Annotated in this window: 19 protein-coding genes; 13 read left to right on the forward strand and 6 right to left on the reverse strand. The window is 54.1% G+C overall.

From position 1 onward, the window contains the following. The first annotated feature begins 114 nt into the window (after nucleotides 1–114). Complete coding sequence (locus ACYAC5_RS08420; RefSeq protein ID WP_101760744.1) at nucleotides 115–405, forward strand: hypothetical protein; 291 nt, start codon at nucleotides 115–117, stop codon at nucleotides 403–405. Nucleotides 406–467: 62 nt separating this feature from the next. Then, on the forward strand, nucleotides 468–734 hold the full coding sequence (locus ACYAC5_RS08425; RefSeq protein ID WP_101760743.1) for a biofilm development regulator YmgB/AriR family protein: 267 nt from the start codon (nucleotides 468–470) through the stop codon (nucleotides 732–734). A 34-nt stretch (nucleotides 735–768) separates the two neighbouring features. Here ACYAC5_RS08425 and ACYAC5_RS08430 read toward each other — a convergent pair whose 3' ends face one another. The 6 genes from ACYAC5_RS08430 to ACYAC5_RS08455 all read right to left on the reverse strand — a co-directional run bounded on the left by ACYAC5_RS08430 (nucleotide 769) and on the right by ACYAC5_RS08455 (nucleotide 5,072). Then, the gene (locus ACYAC5_RS08430) at nucleotides 769–1,164 is read right to left on the reverse strand and encodes a hypothetical protein (protein WP_312464593.1); all 396 of its coding nucleotides are present in this window, start codon (nucleotides 1,162–1,164) and stop codon (nucleotides 769–771) included. Then, nucleotides 1,125–1,934: a hypothetical protein gene (locus ACYAC5_RS08435; protein WP_101760742.1), complete on the reverse strand. Its 810-nt coding sequence runs from the start codon at nucleotides 1,932–1,934 to the stop codon at nucleotides 1,125–1,127. Before ACYAC5_RS08435 ends, ACYAC5_RS08430 begins: the two co-directional genes overlap by 40 nt. Next, a complete protein-coding gene (locus ACYAC5_RS08440) occupies nucleotides 1,935–2,132 on the reverse strand; it encodes a hypothetical protein (protein ID WP_101761030.1) in 198 nt (65 codons plus the stop codon). Nucleotides 2,133–2,265: 133 nt separating this feature from the next. Then, nucleotides 2,266–3,144 carry a manganese catalase family protein gene (locus ACYAC5_RS08445; RefSeq protein ID WP_462062806.1) on the reverse strand — a complete coding sequence of 293 codons (879 nt, stop codon included), beginning with the start codon at nucleotides 3,142–3,144 and terminating at the stop codon, nucleotides 2,266–2,268. 321 nt (nucleotides 3,145–3,465) lie between these two features. Then, nucleotides 3,466–4,617 (reverse strand): lactaldehyde reductase, encoded by a 1,152-nt coding sequence (gene fucO, locus ACYAC5_RS08450; protein WP_110865988.1) that lies wholly within the window; start codon nucleotides 4,615–4,617, stop codon nucleotides 3,466–3,468. 161 nt (nucleotides 4,618–4,778) lie between these two features. Beyond that, nucleotides 4,779–5,072, reverse strand: a complete 294-nt coding sequence (locus ACYAC5_RS08455; protein ID WP_218168224.1) for a hypothetical protein — start codon at nucleotides 5,070–5,072, stop codon at nucleotides 4,779–4,781. 538 nt (nucleotides 5,073–5,610) lie between these two features. Here ACYAC5_RS08455 and otsB point away from each other — a divergent pair. From otsB to ACYAC5_RS08510, 11 genes are all read left to right on the forward strand, one after another. Then, complete coding sequence (gene otsB, locus ACYAC5_RS08460) at nucleotides 5,611–6,399, forward strand: trehalose-phosphatase (protein ID WP_101760738.1); 789 nt, start codon at nucleotides 5,611–5,613, stop codon at nucleotides 6,397–6,399. Continuing rightward, nucleotides 6,396–7,835, forward strand: a complete 1,440-nt coding sequence (otsA, locus tag ACYAC5_RS08465; RefSeq protein ID WP_101760737.1) for an alpha,alpha-trehalose-phosphate synthase — start codon at nucleotides 6,396–6,398, stop codon at nucleotides 7,833–7,835. The genes otsB and otsA overlap by 4 nt, the downstream gene beginning before the upstream one ends. Before the next feature lie 1,057 nt (nucleotides 7,836–8,892). Beyond that, nucleotides 8,893–9,243 (forward strand): flagellar transcriptional regulator FlhD, encoded by a 351-nt coding sequence (gene flhD / locus ACYAC5_RS08470; protein ID WP_008102850.1) that lies wholly within the window; start codon nucleotides 8,893–8,895, stop codon nucleotides 9,241–9,243. Continuing rightward, entirely contained in the window at nucleotides 9,243–9,821 is a 579-nt protein-coding gene (gene flhC / locus ACYAC5_RS08475) for a flagellar transcriptional regulator FlhC (protein ID WP_101760736.1), read from the forward strand. Before flhD ends, flhC begins: the two co-directional genes overlap by 1 nt. 132 nt (nucleotides 9,822–9,953) lie before the next feature. Further along, entirely contained in the window at nucleotides 9,954–10,841 is an 888-nt protein-coding gene (motA, locus tag ACYAC5_RS08480) for a flagellar motor stator protein MotA (RefSeq protein WP_007891047.1), read from the forward strand. Then, nucleotides 10,838–11,869 (forward strand): flagellar motor protein MotB, encoded by a 1,032-nt coding sequence (motB, locus tag ACYAC5_RS08485; protein ID WP_192413558.1) that lies wholly within the window; start codon nucleotides 10,838–10,840, stop codon nucleotides 11,867–11,869. Before motA ends, motB begins: the two co-directional genes overlap by 4 nt. A 10-nt stretch (nucleotides 11,870–11,879) precedes the next feature. Beyond that, complete coding sequence (gene cheA, locus ACYAC5_RS08490; protein WP_192233597.1) at nucleotides 11,880–13,850, forward strand: chemotaxis protein CheA; 1,971 nt, start codon at nucleotides 11,880–11,882, stop codon at nucleotides 13,848–13,850. Between the two features lie 22 nt (nucleotides 13,851–13,872). Beyond that, nucleotides 13,873–14,370 carry a chemotaxis protein CheW gene (gene cheW, locus ACYAC5_RS08495; protein ID WP_008102858.1) on the forward strand — a complete coding sequence of 166 codons (498 nt, stop codon included), beginning with the start codon at nucleotides 13,873–13,875 and terminating at the stop codon, nucleotides 14,368–14,370. Between the two features lie 170 nt (nucleotides 14,371–14,540). Continuing rightward, the gene (locus ACYAC5_RS08500; protein WP_462062810.1) at nucleotides 14,541–16,220 is read left to right on the forward strand and encodes a methyl-accepting chemotaxis protein; all 1,680 of its coding nucleotides are present in this window, start codon (nucleotides 14,541–14,543) and stop codon (nucleotides 16,218–16,220) included. 317 nt (nucleotides 16,221–16,537) lie between these two features. After that, nucleotides 16,538–18,199, forward strand: a complete 1,662-nt coding sequence (locus ACYAC5_RS08505; protein WP_217546852.1) for a methyl-accepting chemotaxis protein — start codon at nucleotides 16,538–16,540, stop codon at nucleotides 18,197–18,199. Between the two features lie 225 nt (nucleotides 18,200–18,424). Beyond that, entirely contained in the window at nucleotides 18,425–20,101 is a 1,677-nt protein-coding gene (locus ACYAC5_RS08510; RefSeq protein ID WP_137385648.1) for a methyl-accepting chemotaxis protein, read from the forward strand. Nucleotides 20,102–20,138 lie beyond the last annotated feature (37 nt).

Below are 20,138 nucleotides of genomic sequence, written 5' to 3' on the forward strand. Positions count from 1 at the left end.
GTCAGACGTCAAACTTGTACAAGTATTACAATTTTACTCTGAATACGCTCCCACACTGGCTTCGCCCCGCTCCGGGGCGAAGCGGCGATCAGAGATTCGTTATGAAAATTCGTTATGAATAGAAGTGAACACCAGAAAATAATCGATGAAATTATTGGCGAAGCGGCGCTGGCGCTGTTGCAACGTACGGGCCCGGTCAATACGCAAGCGCTGTTGAATCAGCTGATGCTGATGAAGCAGCAGAGCAACGACGAAGAGCAGCGTGCAGCGATTACTGCCGCCATCACCGATGTACGCAACAGTATTTCGGCGGGAAAAAAGCTGCGCGAAGAGCAGCCGCAAAGCGACAACGTTCTTCAGCTGTTTGGTAACAACCAACAGTCTGGTAACAATCGTAAACATTGACTGATTGGCTCGCGTTTAGGCATTGTAAATTCGAGCGTAGATACAATCACGGGACTGGAATCATGTCGGAAAATCACAACCTCTACGCTGCACTGCCTGACACCGAACTGGCAGAGCATTTTCGCAATGCAGACAGTACGTTAAGAAACGAAGCTGCCGTATTGGATAGGGTTATCCGCCACGTGCTGGCCACCGAAGGGCGCGTCAGTAATAAATCGATTATTCTCTGTTTGATTATGGCGCTGGAAACCGCAGAAGGTGATGCTGAAGCTGATGTGCTGCGCAAAACACTGGAAATTGTGGTGGGTTACACGCCTGACGACGCCTGATATTCCTCTCTGTCCCCCGCGCGGGGACAATGAATTAATCCTTTCTGGCGAGAGCTAATCGGCGCTTCGCTTTGCCAATATTAATTCTGTGCAACCAGGTGCGAAACTGTTTTAACTGGACGTGTGAAGCGACATCAGTTGAAAGCGTGCAAATATACAGCTGGCTTTGGGTATGATTATTAGTGCCGGTCGCGTAAATTTCGCTTTTATTATCACGCTGTTGCAGTTCAATTCCCGTGAAGTGTAAATTCCCCCACAGCTGTAAAGTGTCCTCGAACTTTTTAAAGTCCATCATGATGCCCTTATTATTTTGACTTATTATGGAATGTTGCTGGCTCCGTGCAACATAAAGCAATTGCACGATTAAGCCAGCATCTTTGAATAGTAAATTCAGGGATAGTCGCGTTTGGGCGCGGATTTTCGCATCCACTTGCGTTTATTACCGCTTTGCTTATCCATCGCTAATGCGCTGGCGCTGGCCGGATCAAACAGCGACAAACTCTCTATTTGATGCACCATAATCACTTTACGAAACTCAAGGGCACTTTTAGGTGCGGACGAGAAATCAATGTTGTGATTGTGGTACCACAGACTGTAATTATGCTCGATCGCCAGATTGAGCGTGCGTGAATCACGATAGCCGCTCAGCATCGGGATCAACACAATGTTGGCAGTGTTTGGATATTCAAAGGTCGCCGCGTGAATCATGCCGATATAGATACGGCGCGATTTCAGTGTGACCCACGCCAGCTCGCCTTCTTCCATACATTGCAATAGCAACTGTTCAATGCCGTTGGAGCGGGAAAGGCGTTGATACAACTCCTTGCGTCCACCGGCGTTGAGCCGGGCGCTGACCGCCCAGTTGGAGCGATACATACAGAACAGGATGGCAAAGGCCAGCATCAGCACCACCGGGGCCTGAATGCCTAAAAAGCTCCACGTCATGAAATCGACGTTCCAGTGCACATTCTCCGCCGAGGTCAGCGCAAACGCATTATTCACGCCCGATGCGGCCAGCAGAATCAGCCAGATGATCGCGGTGGCCAGCACGCCTTGCAGCACAAATATGCAGCCATACAGCGCAATGAGAAAATAGACATCCCAGCCAAAGGAACGCTTAATTTTTAAACGGCTCGACATGTCGCGGCTGGTATACCAATAGCCGCAAACCATCATCACCATAAATATCGCCGTGCCCATTTAAATATCCTTTAATGTGCTGACATGATGGGCAAAATCGCGCTGCACTTCAGGACTCAACGCATTAACCGAAGCGTTACCATCTTCATCAATAATAATTCTGTCGCCTTCCTCAATCGATTCCTGAATGTCCTGGCGCGTCATGACTTGCACTAATGACTCCGGGCTACCGAACAGGGAAGTTAAAAAACCAAACATCATCAAGCCATCCTTATTATTTATGCCAGCGTCAACTATGGCACATCCCTCAACAACCCAGCCGCGTAACTGAAATGAAAGGGCGTTTTCCGGATTAATCTGCCAGGTCGCCGTTTAGGGTGACCTGTGATAATTACTGATTGGTAAGCGGCGTTTTACTGCCAGGTTCCGCGCCGGTAATCGGATTGGTATCGGGCTGTGAAGCGGTGCGTGCTGCCAGCGTATCCAGATCGCTCAGCTGTTTTGACGGCAGCGTCACGCTGGCGGAGCCATCACCGCCATCCACTGCGGGCTGCGGGTCGGCGACATAGTCGAAGTTCTCATCCGAATTCCAGCTACCGCGAATATCGTCACCTTGAGACATGTTGTAGTAGGTGTGCGCATACTTCTCGATCGGCGGCAGTTTGCCCGGTGGGAAGTTGTTGTGGATGGAGTAGAGCGCTTTTTCAAACGACAGCTGATGCGCCACTTCGCGCGTCATCAGGAAGCCTAGCGCATCTTTCACGCCCACGTCATCGGTGAGGTTGATCAGGCGTTCGTAGAGGATTTTGGCGCGCGCTTCGGCCGCGATGTTGGAGCGCAGATCCGCTGTCACTTCGCCAATGGTATCAATGTAAGCCGCTGTCCAGGGCACGCCCGCGGAGTTGGTTAATGCCGGGCCGCCGCCGTACAGAATCGATGTCAGATGGCTGTCATTGCCCGCGCCGGTGATGGAGCGATAAAGATCGCCTTGCTCTTCGCTGCCTTCCGCCAGTTCGCCTTTGGCACCTTTATTCAGCATGCCAACCAGCGAACCGATAATTTCCAGATGGCTCAACTCTTCAGTCGCGATATCCATCAGCATCTCGCGACGACCCGCATCTTCATCACTTAAGCCCTGCATGAAATAGCGCATCGCAGCGGCTAATTCGCCCTGCGGACCACCAAACTGCTCGAGTAATAAATTGGCCAGACCGGGATTGGGCGCATTAACGCGCACGGTATATTGCAACTGCTTTACATGTCGAAACATAGCTCACCTCAAAAAATAAAATAAACGGAGAAAGGGAATTAATTCTGATGTTTAAAAATAAATAACGATAAGAAATGGAGGAGGAAGGAGTGAATTTAGCCTTGTACTCATCAACTGCATGCCGCCTCATTAATACTAAGCGGGCATCCCATTGCTGCAAGCGCACCGGGTTAAATTAATTTTATTTTAAGCCGCAGGATAAATATTATTTTAAAGGGTGAATGTTGGCATGAATTAAATAAGCGCGTCGTTCTGGTGCGCATAAATGCGCACCTACAAAACACGTCGGTCGCCATTAATGGTGACCTGGTTAACGCCTAATCAGAACAACTCACGATACAGCGCAGCGATCATCGTCACGCTGCACTCCCGCGGATTGCCCGGCGTACACACATCGGCGAAAGCTGCGGTGGCAAGCGCATCCACATCCTGCTCCTGCATGCCGATATCACGTAGTCTGAGCGGAATACCGATATCGTGGTTTAGGGTGATCACCGCATCAATGGCCAGCGCACGGGCATCGGCTAATGAACAGCTATAGGCACCTTCCATGCCCAGCGCATGGGCGATATCGCGGTACTTCTCGCCGGTATGCTCGGCATTGAACGCCATGATATGCGGCAGCAGAACCGCATTGGCGATGCCGTGCGGCGTGCCATAAAACGCGCCCAGCGGATGCGCCATACCGTGCACCAGACCCAAGCCAACATTCGAGAAGCCCATTCCGGCGATGTACTGACCGAGCGCCATATCCGCCACGCCCGCAGGCACGCCTTTAACCGAATCACGCAGCGAGCGGCCAATAATTTCAATCGCTTTGAGGTGGAACATGTCGGTCAGTTCCCACGCGCCGCGCGTGATGTAGCCTTCAATGGCGTGCGTCAGCGCATCGACGCCGGTCGCCGCTTTCAGGCTGGCGGGCATGCTGGCCATCATGTCGGGATCGATAATGGCAATCGCCGGGATATCGTGCGGGTCGTAGCAGACGAACTTGCGCTTCTTCTCTTCATCGGTGATGACGTAATTGATGGTCACTTCCGCTGCGGTGCCGGAAGTAGTAGGCACCGCAATGATCGGTACGGAGGGATTGCGCGTGGCGGCGCCGCCTTCCAGCATGCGCACGTCACTGAACTCGGGATTGGCAATCATCATGCCGATGGCTTTACAGGTATCCTGCGGCGAGCCGCCGCCCACCGCGATCAGATAATCGGCACCCGAACGACGAAAAGCCTCGACGCCCGCATGCACCACCTCAACGGTAGGATTGGGGATCACCTCATCATAGATGGCGAAACTGAGGTCGTGCTGCGCCAGCAGATCGGTGATGCGGGTGGCGACAGAAAACTTGATCAAATCCTTGTCGGTCACCACCAACGCTTTGTTAAAACCGCGTTTGTGAATCTCATCGACAATAGAATTAATCGCGCCCGCACCGAAATAGGCGGTCTCATTGAGGATCATTCTGTTAATCATATTAATTACCTTCACGTAGATGCCAGATTTAAGTTTTTTCGATTAAATTCATCAAGATAAGAAGATTTAACCGTATCCAGATTTACGTGGTAATGACGATACAGATATTGCGTTGCCTCAATAAAATCGCGGTTTCCATTGAGTCGAATAAATGGAAGGAATCATGATCCTAAACGCATCGTCTCGGCACGCTTCGCCGTGTCGTAAACATATTGCAGCATCGGTTCCAGGTCGGTGTCGGGCCCGGAGCTGATGATCTTGGCGCGCAGCCACTCAATCTCGCTGGTGATATCCGGCGGGAAAATGGTGTTGTTCTGCGCATTACGCAGCCATTTCAGCAGGAAGTTATTCTTGCCGCGCACGCCGCCAGACTTCTTCGTTTTGGCGTTGATTTTCAGGGCGACCAGAATGCAGTAATAGAAGTGAACGCGTTGGCTGTAGCTTTGCGGGATCATCTTCGCTCACCTGCCGCGACAAGTGAAAAATGTGATGTCGATCGGTTTTCCATTATCCGGATTCCTGCCTGAATGGGTCTAAGAGCCGTGATCAATGCCGATCAGGGCGCTATTTCCGCGCTGTAACCGCACGGTAAACGCACCATATGATAATCCTCGCGGCGGATGCAAGTCGGCATAATCCGGGAATTGAGGCGGGAGAAGGGCGTTATCAACGCTAAAAAATAAGCGAAACGGCTGAAAAAGCGCTGAGGCGATTCTTTTGCGGCATAAGCCTTAAAACGGCCACTTATCCTATAGCCAGGCCGCGCGTATCTGGCAATATCGTGATCTGCGTCTACACTTAATTCTGACGATGTTCGCAGTCAGCCTGGCGAGTGAGTTTACATGATGTTTGTTTGTGGAGAGTTATCTATCGAAATTCCGTGTTATCTGCAAAACCTCCTCGCACACACTTCTGCGGTAGCAACCGCCTCGATCACCCAGCCAGCCTCCGAACATCCTGTAATGACAAATTCCACAAGACAGGAGAAGAGTCGTGACCTCCGCGGTTAATCACAACAGCACCTTGCCGTCATTAAGTGGCGGACTCTACGCCTTCTTTTTTGATGTCGACGGCACGCTGGCAGCGATTCAGTCGCAGCCCGAGTCGGTCTCCATTCCCGCTCCGGTACGCCAGCTGCTGCAACACATTTCCAATCTTAGCCACGGCGCCTTAGCGCTGGTTTCCGGCCGTCCGATTGCGCAACTCGACGCCTTAGTCGCGCCACTCGAAGCCCCCGCCGCGGGCGTGCACGGTGCAGAACGCCGCGATGCGGCGGGCCGCGTGCATCGCCACAGCTTGCCGGGGGATATTGCGCAAACACTGCAAACTGAACTGCAGCAGACGCTGGATCAGTGGCCCGATACGCTATTAGAAGTGAAAGGCATGGCATTTGCGCTGCACTATCGCAATGCGCCGCAGTACGAAAACGCCATTATGCAGCTGGCCGAAGACGCCGTTGCACGCTTTCCCGAGCTGGCGCTTCAGCCAGGTAAATGCGTGGTGGAACTGAAGCCGCAAGGCATCGATAAGGGCGCTGCCGTACGTGAGTTTATGCAGGAAGCACCCTTTGCCGGACGCATTCCGGTATTTGTGGGAGACGACCTGACAGATGAAAAAGGATTCCTCGTGGTAAATGCCATGCAGGGGATCTCTGTCAAAGTCGGTGAAGGGGCCAGCCATGCACGCTATCGCCTCAACAGCGTTGAGGCCGTATGGCACTGGCTTGAACAACTATTATTACAACTAGAACATGACAATGTTGGTAAGGAGTTTAGGTTATGAGTCGTTTAGTCGTCGTATCTAACCGTATCGCGATCCCCGATGGTAGCAAGGCCAGCGCAGGCGGGCTTGCTGTCGGTATTTTAGATGCACTGCGAGATACCGGTGGATTATGGTTTGGCTGGAACGGAGAGATCAGCGAGTTCTCGGGTGAAGAAGAAGATGAAGAACTTACGCAGATCGAAAAAGACGGCATCACCTATGCGTCACTGCCGCTTAATCAAAACGATTATGATCAATATTATCTCCAGTTCTCCAATACCGTGATTTGGCCGGCGTTCCACTATCGCCTCGATCTGGTGCAGTATCAGCGCGAAGCCTGGGATGGCTACTGCCGCGTCAATACTTTGCTGGCGCAGCGCCTTAAACCGCTGCTGAAGCCCGACGATATTCTGTGGATCCACGATTATCATCTGCTGCCGTTTGCCGCCGAGCTGCGCAAACAGGGCATTAATAACCGCATCGGATTCTTCCTGCATATCCCGTTCCCGACGCCAGAGATCTTCAATGCTCTGCCGCCGCATCAGGAGCTGCTGGAGATGCTGTGCGACTACGATCTGCTGGGCTTCCAGACAGAATCTGACCGCGTAGCTTTCCTTGATAGCCTGAGCCAGCTGACGCAGCTGCAGAATAAAGGAGAGAAGAAGCATCGTGCCTTCGGTAACACCTTTATGACTGAGGTCTATCCGATTGGTATTGAGCCAGACACCATTAAAGAGATGGCGGAAGGACCGCTGCCACCGAAAATGGCGGCGATGAAACGCGATTTGGGCGATCTGCAGAATATCATTGCCTGTGAGCGCCTGGATTACTCTAAAGGGTTGCCGGAGCGTTTCCTGGCCTTCGAAGCCCTGCTGGAGAATTTCCCGCAGCACCGCGGCAAAATTCGCTACTCGCAAATTGCGCCCACCTCGCGCGGCGATGTGCAGGCTTATCAGGACATCCGTCACCAGCTGGAAACGGAAGCGGGGCGCATCAACGGTAAATACGGCACGCTGGGCTGGACGCCGCTCTATTACCTCAATCAGCACTTTGATCGTCGTCTGTTAATGAAGATCTTCCGTCTCACCAACGTCGGCTTGATTACGCCGCTGCGTGACGGCATGAATCTGGTGGCGAAAGAGTATGTAGCAGCGCAGGACCCGGATAACCCTGGCGTGTTGGTGTTGTCCCGCTTTGCTGGTGCGGCCAATGAGCTGACTTCCGCGCTGATCGTCAATCCGTACGATCGTGATGACGTGGCGGCAGCGCTCGATCGCGCGTTGACCATGCCGCGTACCGAACGTATCTCGCGTTATAACGACATGATGGCGGTGTTGCGCAAACAGGATATTTCACACTGGCGTGAAAGCTTCCTGAAAGATTTAAATACTTTGCCGGTACGCAGTGATGATCACGGTACGGTAAATAAAGTCGCTACCTTTCCGAAATTAGCGTAACGCTTAATTGCACAATACATTGCGCCGCTACGGTAAATGCTAACATTGGGTGCTTTGCTCACTTATTGCACACTTCCGTAGCGGCGCGATTTATCGCGCCTCTTTGAATTTACGCTCCGCTGCACAGCGTTTTCACGCGCCACTGTAACTTCACGAAATCGATTTCATTTCTTAAAGCGCTAATGCGCTGACTCATCAGCAAAAAGCGCACGATTTGGTTAAAAAGCACACAAAAGAAAGGCAAAAAGAGCTTTTTTTCCTCGCAACCCTAAAGATCTCAGGTGGTGCGCCGATAGTCATCGTGGAGCAAACCGAAAAATGCCTATTCATTCATTTCTCTAATGTAACGCCCTGTTACATCCCCTGCCGTGCGCTAAACACTCCCTACAATCCACTAACAGTTCCCTGGCGCTCTGCGCCCAGACTTCACGCTTCGCTAGCGTCTCGCTTTACGGCACATAGGCAATATTCCCTGTAAGTGATTAATTTAGAAGCGAATAGTTTCATGCTAATTCAGAGTATTATGCTGCATATAATCCTTTATATGGCGTGTTATAGCACCATAATTGCCATAGAGCAGATAACTGATCGCGTTGTAATGACAATCTTCCGCACAGCCTAAAATCCGCCTTACTTCAGCAAAATATTAAGGAAATAATCAGAAATCGCGCAAAAAATGGACAACAGAAAAGCGCTGCTGAAGGTTTAGAGAAAAAATTTGCCTTAAAAGTGTGACGTGGATCACACTTTATCTAAAATTTCGCGCCACTCACGTTGTATGTCGAAATCAGACAATATAGATTTGCCTTGTTTTCAGATTAGTCTTAAAAAACTGTAAGCAGACGTCACGGAAGATGGTTACAACTCAAGCAAAGAATGGCCTGGAGTTTTGATTACTACAGATCAGTGTCCTGACGAAAAGTGCAACAGTCAGGAGCACGTTGGCTCAAGCCTGATTATTTTTTGCCATCTTTAGATTTACCAACCAGCAGCCCGAACCATAGAACAATTTAATTCTGTGGCCGTATATGTGTCGCGTCTATCAGGATGGAAAAAAATGGGTACATCAGAATTACTAAAACATATATATGACATCAATCTGTCATATTTGCTTCTTGCTCAGCGTTTAATTAACCAGGAAAAAGCTTCAGCAATGTTTCGTTTAGGCATCGATGAATCGATGGCTGATGCATTGTCGCAATTAACTTTACCTGAGATGGTAAAATTAGCGGAAACCAACCAACTGGTTTGCCAGTTCCGATTTACCGATCACAACCATATTAATCGCCTGACTCAAGAGTCACGTGTGGATGACTTACAGCAAATCCACACCGGTATTTTATTATCCAGCCGTCTCCTGCGAAATGCGTCTAAAGATGACGTCTCTGCGAAGAAGAGGGCCGTTTAATGAGCGAAAAAAGTATTGTTCAGGAAGCGCGTGATATTCAGCTGGCCATGGAGCTGATTACATTGGGCGCACGACTGCAAATGCTGGAGAGTGAAACTCAGCTGAGCCGTGGTCGCCTGATTAAACTCTATAAAGAGTTGCGTGGTGCGCCACCACCGAAAGGTATGCTGCCATTCTCTACCGATTGGTTCATGACCTGGGAACAAAATATCCACTCTTCTATGTTCTGTAACGCCTGGCAGTTCTTGCTGAAAACCGGCTTGAACAGTGGCGTTGAAGCGGTAATCAAAGCTTATCGCTTGTATCTTGAGCAGTGTCCGCAATCGGACGAGGGCCCGCTGTTGGCGCTAACGCGTGCATGGACCCTGGTGCGATTCGTTGAAAGTGGCATGCTGGAACTGTCTGACTGTAAGTGCTGTGGTGGCAGCTTTATTAACCACGCTCATCAGCCCATCGGCAGCTTTGTCTGCAGCCTGTGCCAGCCGCCATCACGTGCCGTAAAAAGACGTAAACTTTCTGCAGATTCTGCCGATACCTTTCCACAACTGCTGGATGAACAGGTTAAACGCGCCGTTTAAGTTTGTTCGCATCGTGGAAAACATCCAGCAGCGGTTAATACCGCTGCTTTTTTTTTGCCTGCGATCAACGAATAACACCTGCGGCTCTCTGGCTTAACTTCCATCAACACGTTACGGACGTAAGGATTTTTTGTGCTGATAATTCTGGGTTATATCGTGGTCGTCGGCTCCGTGTTGGGCGGCTACGCGATGGTCGGCGGACATTTAGGCGCGCTTTATCAACCGGCGGAGCTGATCATTATCGGCGGTGCCGGTATTGGTGCCTTTTTAGTCGGCAATAATGGCAAATCGATTAAGAAAACATTAAAAGCGCTGCCATTGTTAATGCGCGGCTCGAAATATAACAAAGCCGTATACATGGATTTAATGGCGCTGCTTTATCGCCTGATGGCGAAATCCCGTCAGCAAGGCATGTTGTCATTAGAACGTGACATTGAAGATCCCAGCCAGAGTGAAATTTTCGCTAACTATCCGCGTATTTTGTCCGATAAACAGTTAGTCGATTTTATTACCGATTATTTGCGTTTGATGGTCAGCGGAAATATGAACGCCTTCGAAATTGAAGCGTTGATGGATGAAGAGATTGAGACCTACGAGCACGAGTGTGAAGTCCCCGCGCAAAGTATCTCGGCGGTGGGTGATGGCTTACCGGCTTTCGGTATTGTCGCGGCGGTAATGGGCGTGGTGCACGCACTGGCGTCAGCCGATCGTCCGGCGGCCGAACTGGGTGCGTTAGTGGCGCACGCGATGGTCGGTACTTTCCTCGGGATTTTGCTGGCCTACGGTTTTATCTCTCCGCTGGCGTCGGTGCTGCGTCAGAAATGTGCCGAAACCACCAAGATGATGCAGTGCGTGAAGGTGACGTTGCTCTCCAGCCTCAACGGTTACGCACCGCAAATCGCAGTGGAATTTGGTCGTAAAACGCTTTACTCCGCCGAACGTCCGTCGTTCTCGGAGCTGGAAGAGCACGTGCGTAACGCCAAGAACCCGGCGAAACAAACTTCGGATGAGAATTCATGAAAGCAGGCAATCGCCCCATTGTGCTGGTTAAAAAGCGCAAACATAAAGGTCACCATGGGAGCCACGGTTCGTGGAAGATTGCCTATGCCGACTTTATGACGGCGATGATGGCGTTCTTTATGGTGATGTGGTTGCTCTCCATCTCCAGCCCCAAAGAGTTGGTCCAGATTGCGGAATACTTTAAAACGCCGCTGAAAGTGGCGTTGACCGGCGGTCAGCGCAGCAGCGACAGCGAAAGTCCGATCCCCGGCGGCGGCGATGATCCGACGCAGCAGAAGGGTGAAGTGAAGAAGATTGTCGATATGGATGCGCAGAAGAAGAAGCTGGAGGAGATCCGCCTGAATCGCCTGCGTGAAAAGCTCGACCAGCTGATTGAAGCCGATCCGCGTCTGAAAGCGCTGCGTCCGCACTTGATTATCAACATGGTCGAAGAGGGACTGCGCATTCAGATTATCGATAGCCAGAACCGCCCGATGTTTAAAACCGGCAGCGCGGACGTGGAGCCTTACATGCGCGACATCCTGCGCACTATCGCGCCGGTGCTGAATGATATTCCAAACAAAATCAGCCTCGCGGGTCACACCGATGATTTCCAGTATGCCAACGGCGATCGTGGCTACAGCAACTGGGAACTGTCGGCGGATCGTGCCAATGCCTCACGGCGCGAGCTGGTGATTGGTGGCCTCGACGGCGCCAAAATGCTGCGTGTGGTCGGCATGGCCGACACCATGAAGCTGAAAAACCGTGGTGCTAATGATGCAGTCAACCGCCGCATTAGCCTGCTGGTGTTGAATCACGACACCGAAGCGGCGATTGAAAAAGAGAATGCCGAGAGCGATGCCGTTCAGGTGAGCGACCCGGCGCAAATGATTCCCAACATTACCGCACCCGCTGTACCGGCTGCGTCGACTGCTCCAACAGGTTCCACTGCAACACCGGCTGCGCCGGCTGCTGCAACGGCCCCTGCGGCAGCGGCGACGCCCACGGCGAGCGCGGTGACACCAGACCAACCCTCACAGCCGAGGTGATCCCGTGAGCATGGACATCAGCGATTTTTACCAGACGTTTTTCGATGAAGCCGATGAGCTGTTAGCGGATATGGAGCAACACCTGTTGGGACTTGATCCCCAGGAGCCCGATTCCGAGCAGTTGAATGCCATCTTCCGCGCCGCCCACTCCATCAAGGGCGGAGCCGGTACGTTTGGCTTTACGGTTTTACAGGAAACCACCCACATCCTGGAAAACATTCTGGATGGTGCGCGCCGCGGCGAGATGCAGCTCAGCACCGATATCATCAACCTGTTTTTGGAAACCAAAGATATTATGCAAGAACAGCTCGATGCCTATAAAACGGCGCAGGAGCCGAATGCAGAAAGCTTTAAATATATCTGCGAAGCGCTGCGTCAGCTGGCATTGGAAGCGAAAGGCATTGCGCCTGAAGCGCCCAAAGTCGCCGAAGTGGTTGAGATCGCAGCACCAGTTGCGGCCGCAGGTCTGCGCCTGCAACTGGTTGACCTGAAAGAGAAAGAGCCGGAGCTGATGCTGGAGGAGCTCGGCAATCTCGGTACCGTCAGCAACGTAGTGAAAGGCGCCAATTCGCTGGACGTTACCATTGATGGCGTCGGCAAAGATGACATCGTCGCGGTGCTCTGTTTTGTGCTGGATGAAGCACAGATTCACTTCCCGACAGGCGCGGCGGCCGTTGCCGACGCCCCGGTTGCTGAAGTGGCTGCTGAACCGGTGCAAACCGCCACCGTCACCGATATTACGCCAGCGGTGAAGCGCGAACCTAAACGTGCCGCTGCACCGGCAAAAGGCAGCGAATCCAGCAGCATCCGTGTTGCCGTCGAGAAAGTGGACCAGCTGATTAACCTGGTTGGCGAACTGGTGATCACCCAATCGATGCTGGCACAGCGCTCCGGTGCGCTGGATCCGGTGGCGCACGGCGACTTGCTGAACAGCATGGGTCAGCTGGAGCGTAACGCCCGCGATTTGCAGGAATCGGTGATGTCGATTCGTATGATGCCGATGGAGTACGTCTTCAGCCGCTTCCCGCGTCTGGTCCGCGATTTGGCCAGCAAGCTGGGCAAAGAAGTGGAGCTGACGCTGCTCGGCAGCTCAACCGAGCTGGATAAGAGCCTGATTGAACGCATCATCGATCCGTTAACGCACCTGGTGCGTAACAGCCTCGATCACGGTATCGAAACTCCGGAAAAACGTCTGGCTGCGAATAAAACCGCCGTTGGCAACCTGACGCTGTCGGCGGAACATCAGGGCGGCAACATCTGCATCGAAGTGATCGATGACGGTGCCGGTCTGAACCGCGAACGTATTCTGGCTAAAGCGCTGTCGTCTGGTCTGCCGGTCAGCGACAGCATGAGCGATGAAGAAGTCGGCATGCTGATCTTCGCGCCGGGCTTCTCCACCGCTGAGCAGGTCACCGACGTGTCGGGACGTGGCGTGGGCATGGACGTGGTGAAAAGGAATATTCAGGAGATGGGCGGTCACGTCGAAATCTCCTCGAAGCAGGGCAAGGGCACCACCATTCGCATCCTGCTGCCGCTGACGCTGGCGATCCTCGACGGCATGTCAGTACGCGTCGCTAACGAAGTGTTCATTCTGCCGCTCAACGCGGTAATGGAATCGCTGCAGCCAACCGCAGAAGAGCTGAAACCGCTGGCCGGTGGCGAGCGCGTGCTGGAAGTGCGTGGCGAATATCTGCCGCTGGTAGAACTGTGGAATGTGTTTGAGGTGCAGAACGCCAAAACCGACGCCACGCAAGGCATTGTGGTGATTCTGCAAAGCGCAGGCCGTCGCTATGCGCTGCTGGTCGATCAGCTGATTGGTCAGCATCAGGTGGTAGTGAAAAACCTTGAAAGCAACTATCGCAAAGTGCCGGGCATCTCTGCCGCCACCATCTTAGGCGATGGTAGCGTGGCGCTGATTGTGGATGTCTCAGCACTGCAATCGTTGAACCGTGAAAAGCGTGTGGCCGGTGCCGCAGCGTAATAGATAACGAAAGGGTAAAAAAATGACTGACATGGCAACCGTGACCAAAATCGCTGGCGAAACCGTGGGCCAGGAATTCTTAGTTTTCACACTGGGTGACGAAGAGTACGGCATCGACATTCTGAAAGTGCAGGAGATTCGCGGTTACGATCAGGTAACCCGCATCGCCAACACGCCGGAATTCATCAAAGGCGTCACCAACCTGCGCGGCGTGATCGTGCCGATCATCGACCTGCGCGTGAAGTTCTCGCAGCCGGATGTGGTGTACAACGAGAACACCGTGGTGATCGTGCTGAATCTTGAGCATCGCGTGGTGGGCATTGTGGTGGATGGCGTTTCTGATGTGCTGTCGCTGACGCAAGAGCAGATTCGTCCTTCACCGGAGTTCGCGGTCACCATGTCCACCGAGTACCTGACTGGTCTGGGTGCGCTGGGTGAACGTATGCTGATTCTGGTCGACATCGAAAAGCTGCTGAGCAGCGAAGAGATGGCGCTGGTGGATAACCTGCGTACTGCCTAATCCCCGCAACGGGCCGCGCTGCTGCGGCCCGTTATCATTACACACATTAATTAATTCCTTACAAATCAACAATAAATCCGCAAAAAATCGCTGTAATATCCCTCAATCTTCTCCGGCCCTGGTCGATAACCGATCGGTACGAATTTTTCCTTCATTTTCCAGGGCAAACTATGTTTACGAGAATTCGCGTTGTCACCAGCTTATTGCTGGTGTTGTTAGTGTTTGGCTTTTTACAGCTGGCATCCGGCTCACTGTTTTTTAAAGCGCTAAGCGATGACAAAAACAGTTTTAACGTTTCACAACTGGCGAGCAAAAACACCGCCGCCATCAACGACGCCTACATGAGCCTCAATCAGAGCCGTGTAGTGTTAACCCGCATTCAGCTGCGCATGGCAACCAGCAAACTGAACGGTACCGAAGCGGACATCGCCGGTTTGTACGGCGACAGCAAAGCCTTCCAGAAAGAGGCCGCCGATAACTACCAGCTGTTTAAAGCGACGCCGGACACGCCGGGACAGGATGCCGCGCTCAACAAACGTCTCGATCAAACCTATACCGCCTATGCCAGCGCGCTAGGCCAGTTGCAGGACGCGTTGGTCGCAAAAGATCTCGATCAGGCAGCCAAAGCGCCGGTTGCGCCAAGCCAAAACGCCTTCCTGAAAGAGTACCGCCAGTGGCGTGCCGATCAGGATCGCCTGACTGCGGCGGGCGTCGAAGCCAACAGCTCAGCCTACGATCACATGATCTGGCTGTTAGGCGCGGTGCTGGCGATTGTGGTGGCGGTGATTGTGCTGTGCTGGTTTGGCATGCGCAAAATCCTCATCAAGCCGCTTAATGAGAATATCCAGCATATTCAGCACATTGCGCAGGGCGATTTGACGCAGCGCATCGCGGTCGAAGGACGCAACGAAATGAGCCAGCTGGCGGAAAGCCTGCATGAGATGCAGCAGTCGCTGGTGCGCACGGTGAGTGATGTGCGTGACGGTTCGGATGCCATCTTTACCGGAGCGAGCGAAATCTCTGCGGGCAACAACGATCTCTCGGCACGTACCGAAGAGCAGGCGGCTTCACTGGAGCAGACCGCCGCCAGCATGGAACAGCTGACCGCCACCGTGAAGCAGAACGCCGAAAACGCGCGTCAGGCGTCGCAGCTGGCGTTGAGTGCTTCCGAAACCGCGCAGAAGGGCGGTGATGTGGTGCAAGGCGTGGTGCGCACCATGAGCGACATCGCCGGCAGTTCGAAGAAGATCGCCGACATCACCAGCGTTATCGATGGCATTGCCTTCCAGACCAATATTCTGGCGTTGAACGCGGCGGTAGAAGCGGCGCGCGCCGGTGAGCAAGGCCGTGGCTTTGCGGTGGTCGCGGGTGAAGTCCGTAATCTGGCCCAGCGCAGCGCGCAGGCGGCGAAAGAGATTAAAGGGTTGATTGAAGACTCCGTCAGCCGCGTGAACAGCGGATCTGAACTGGTGGGCACCGCCGGTGAGACCATGAGCGATATCGTTAATGCGGTAACGCGCGTCACCGACATCATGGGCGAAATTGCCTCGGCATCGGATGAGCAGAGCCGTGGTATCGATCAGGTCGGCCAGGCGGTGACGGAGATGGATCGCGTGACGCAGCAGAACGCCTCGCTGGTGGAAGAGTCTGCGGCGGCGGCGGCCTCGCTGGAAGAGCAGGCGAGTCGCCTGAGCCAGTCGGTGGCGGTGTTCCGCGTACCGCGCGCGGCGCAAACGCAGCCGCAGGCCAGAAGCGGCGTGCGTCATCCGCAGATCGCACCACCCACGATCGGCGCACCGCGTAAAGCGCTGACCGCCGCGGCTGGGGACAGCAACTGGGAAACGTTTTAAGTTTCGGAGTGGTCGGTCCCTCACCCCGGCCCTCTCCCGCACGCGGGAGAGGGAGACGCTGCCCCGTGCAGGCTCGATCGGTTCCCTCTCCCACTTGTGGGAGAGGGTTAGGGTGAGGGACAACCCGCACCACCCAATGCGCCTTCATCGCTCAGCCGATAAAGGCGCATTTTTTTTACTGTTAATTTCTTTAGTTATAAAACACTGCAATCATGCGCAAACGCAGAGTTTTAATTCGTAAAGTAGCTTAAGCACCCTGAAAAATTCAGATTGCCGGTCGATAACTGGGGGAGCCGAAACGCATCCCTGGAGATCCCATGTTAAAACGAATCAATGTAGTGACCAGTTTAATCGCCGTATTACTGGTGTTTGGCGCTTTACAATTACTGTCGGGTGGCCTGTTCTGGTCCGCCTTACAAAAAGATAAAGAGGCGTTTGCGGTAGCGCAGATCTCCTCCAACAACGTTGGCGCGATGTCAGACGCCTGGATTGAACTGAACCAAACCCGCACCGTACTCAACCGCGCCATGTTGCGTATGCAGGGCACCATGGCCGCGCAGTCGAATGGCGGTCAGCTGAGTGCCTTAATCGCCCAGACCGAAAAACAGCTCAACGTGGCTGCCGGCCACTATCAACGCTACTACGACTTGCCAGCCACGCCGGGCTTGCCAGACGCGCTGCGCGATAAGCTGGAAGCGAACTACGCCGCTTTCAACGACGGGTTGAAAGCGATGCTGGATCGCCTGAAAGCCAACGATCTGCAAGGCATGTTTGCGCAGAACATCGAAGCTAAACAGGTAGCGATGAAAGCCACTTACGAAGAGTGGCGGACGGAGCAAAGCATATTGGCGGCAGAAGGCGTGGCGCAGAATCAGCGCGCCTTCCACACCATGATGTGGCTGCTGGCGTCGGTGGCGCTGGTGGTGATTGCGGTGATCGTTGGCTGCTGGTTCGGCCTGCGTAGCGTGCTGATTCAGCCGCTGCACCAGCTGCTGGCGCATATTCGCCATATTGCCGCGGGCGATCTCACACAAAATATCGTGGTGGAAGGGCGCAATGAAATGAGCCAGCTGGCGGGAAGCCTGCATGAGATGCAGCAGTCGCTGGTAAGCACCGTGGGCAATGTACGTGACGGTTCCGATGCGATTTTCACCGGCGCCAGCGAAATCGCCGCCGGGAATAACGATCTGTCGGCGCGCACTGAAGAGCAGGCCGCCTCGCTGGAGCAGACGGCGGCCAGCATGGAGCAGCTCACCGCGACGGTGAAACAGAATGCGGAGAATGCGCGTCAGGCGTCGCAGCTGGCGCTGAGCGCGTCGGATACCGCGCGCAAAGGCGGCGAGGTGGTCGATGGCGTGGTGCGTACCATGCAGGATATCGCCGGCAGCTCGAAGAAGATCGCCGACATTATCAGCGTGATCGATGGCATCGCCTTCCAGACCAATATCCTGGCGCTGAACGCGGCGGTAGAAGCGGCGCGTGCCGGTGAACAGGGCCGTGGATTTGCTGTGGTGGCCGGTGAAGTGCGCAACCTGGCGCAGCGCAGTGCGCAGGCGGCGAAAGAGATCAAAGGCTTGATCGAAGATTCGGTGAACCGCGTCAACAACGGCTCGCAACTGGTCGGCACCGCCGGAGAAACCATGAACGATATCGTCGGCGCCGTCACGCGCGTCACCGATATTATGGGCGAAATCGCCTCGGCATCGGATGAGCAGAGCCGTGGTATCGATCAGGTGGGACAAGCGGTTACCGAGATGGACCGCGTCACCCAGCAGAACGCCTCGCTGGTGGAAGAGTCCGCCGCCGCCGCCGCATCACTGGAAGAGCAGGCGAGCCGCCTGAGCCAGTCGGTATCGGTGTTCCGCATTCCGCGCGCCGCACAGGCGCAACCAAAGGCGAGCACGGTGCGCCAGATCGCCAGCGCACCGCGCAAAGCGGCTGCCGCGCCGGTGAGTGAGGGTAACTGGGAGACGTTTTAAGTTCTGAGTTGCTTCCCCTCACCCCGGCCCTCTCCCGTAAACGGGAGAGGGAGACGCTGCCATATGTTAGCTCGATCAATTCCCTCTCCCGCCTGCGGGAGAGGGTTAGAATGAGGGACAGCGAGCACCCATCAACCCCCCGCTGGTCCAACCCCTGCGAACACACATAAAGATCCCCTCAGAAAAGCCGATAACAGAGGCGATCCGCCAACCAATGAGGTGTTTATGTTTAGTCGTATTCGTGTTGTATCCGGTCTGCTGTGCGTGCTGGCGCTGTTTGCCTTACTGCAGCTGTTCTCCGGTGGAGTGTTCTACTCCACGGTCAAAGCCGATAAAGAAAATTTTGCCTATAACCAGCGTCTTAGCACGCTGCAGCGGGCAATGGGCACCTCATGGGTATCGCTGGTTCAGGCGCGTAACACGCTGAACCGTGCGGGGATCCGTTACCTGCTGGACAGTCAGCAGGCTGGCTCAGGCGCAACCGTGAAAGATCTGGTGGCGCTGGCGAGTGAGGAGTTGAAGCACGCTGATGAGGGTTTTGCCGAATTTAACGCCAACCTGTCTGAAAAGGGCAAAAAGGCCGAGAACGTGCTGACGTTACAGGCCAACTACAACGCCTATCGCGGAGCATTGGGTGAGTTGATCGATTTCCTCAGTAGTGGAAATTTCAAAGGATTTGTCGATCAGCCGACGCAGGGATTCCAGGACAAGTTTGCTAAGGATTACAACGAATGGTTGAGCTACAACATTGTGCTCGCCAATCAGGGCATTGCAGCCAATGAGGCGGCGTACAACCAATCCATCATGCTGGTGGTCGGCACGCTGCTGGTGACCTTGCTGGTGATTGCGCTGGTGTGGAGCGGCATGCGTACGGTGCTGATCCGTCCGCTAAAGCACAGCATCGAGCACATTCGTCACATCGCGCGTGGCGATTTGACGCAGCAGGTGGAGATCACGGTGCGCAACGAGATGGGCGAGCTGCTCACCTCGGTGCAAGAGATGCAGCAAGAGCTGGCGCGGACGGTGCGTACCGTGCGTGACGGTTCCGATGCGATCTACACCGGTGCGAGTGAAATCGCCATGGGCAACAACGATCTCTCCTCGCGTACCGAGCAGCAAGCGGCTTCGCTGGAAGAGACCGCTGCCAGCATGGAGCAGTTAACCGCCACGGTGAAGCAGAACGCCGAAAATGCCCGTCAGGCGTCACAGCTGGCGCTCACCGCCTCGGAGACCGCGCAGCAGGGCGGCAAAGTGGTGGATGGCGTGGTGACTACCATGAAAGAGATCACCGGCAGCTCGAAGAAAATCGCTGACATCATCAGCGTGATCGACGGCATTGCCTTCCAGACCAATATCCTCGCACTGAACGCTGCGGTAGAAGCAGCACGCGCCGGTGAGCAGGGACGTGGATTTGCCGTGGTAGCGGGCGAGGTGCGCAGTCTGGCACAGCGCAGCGCGCAGGCGGCGAAAGAGATTAAAGGATTGATCGAGGATTCGGTCAGCCGTGTCAACACCGGTTCCGTGCTGGTGGAGAGCGCCGGGGAAACCATGACCAACATCGTGAATGCGGTCACGCGGGTCACCGACATCATGGGCGAAATTGCCTCGGCGTCGGACGAGCAGAGCCGTGGTATCGATCAGGTCGGTCTGGCGGTGAACGAGATGGATCGCGTGACGCAGCAGAACGCCGCGCTGGTCGAAGAGTCGGCAACGGCGGCGGCCGCGCTGGAAGATCAGGCCAGCCGACTGAAACAGTCGGTTGCGGTGTTCAATATCGGTAAAGAATTTGTCGTTCAGGCCGTTAACGTATCTACAGCGGCAAAAAATTTGCGTTCCGGCACGCCAAAAGCACTGGCACCGGCAGGCGCACGTAGCACTGACGATAACTGGGAAACCTTTTAATCCTTGTGGCCGCCGCAAGGCGGCCCATGAGAATGGC

Source organism: Pantoea sp. y20 (assembly GCF_054903455.1).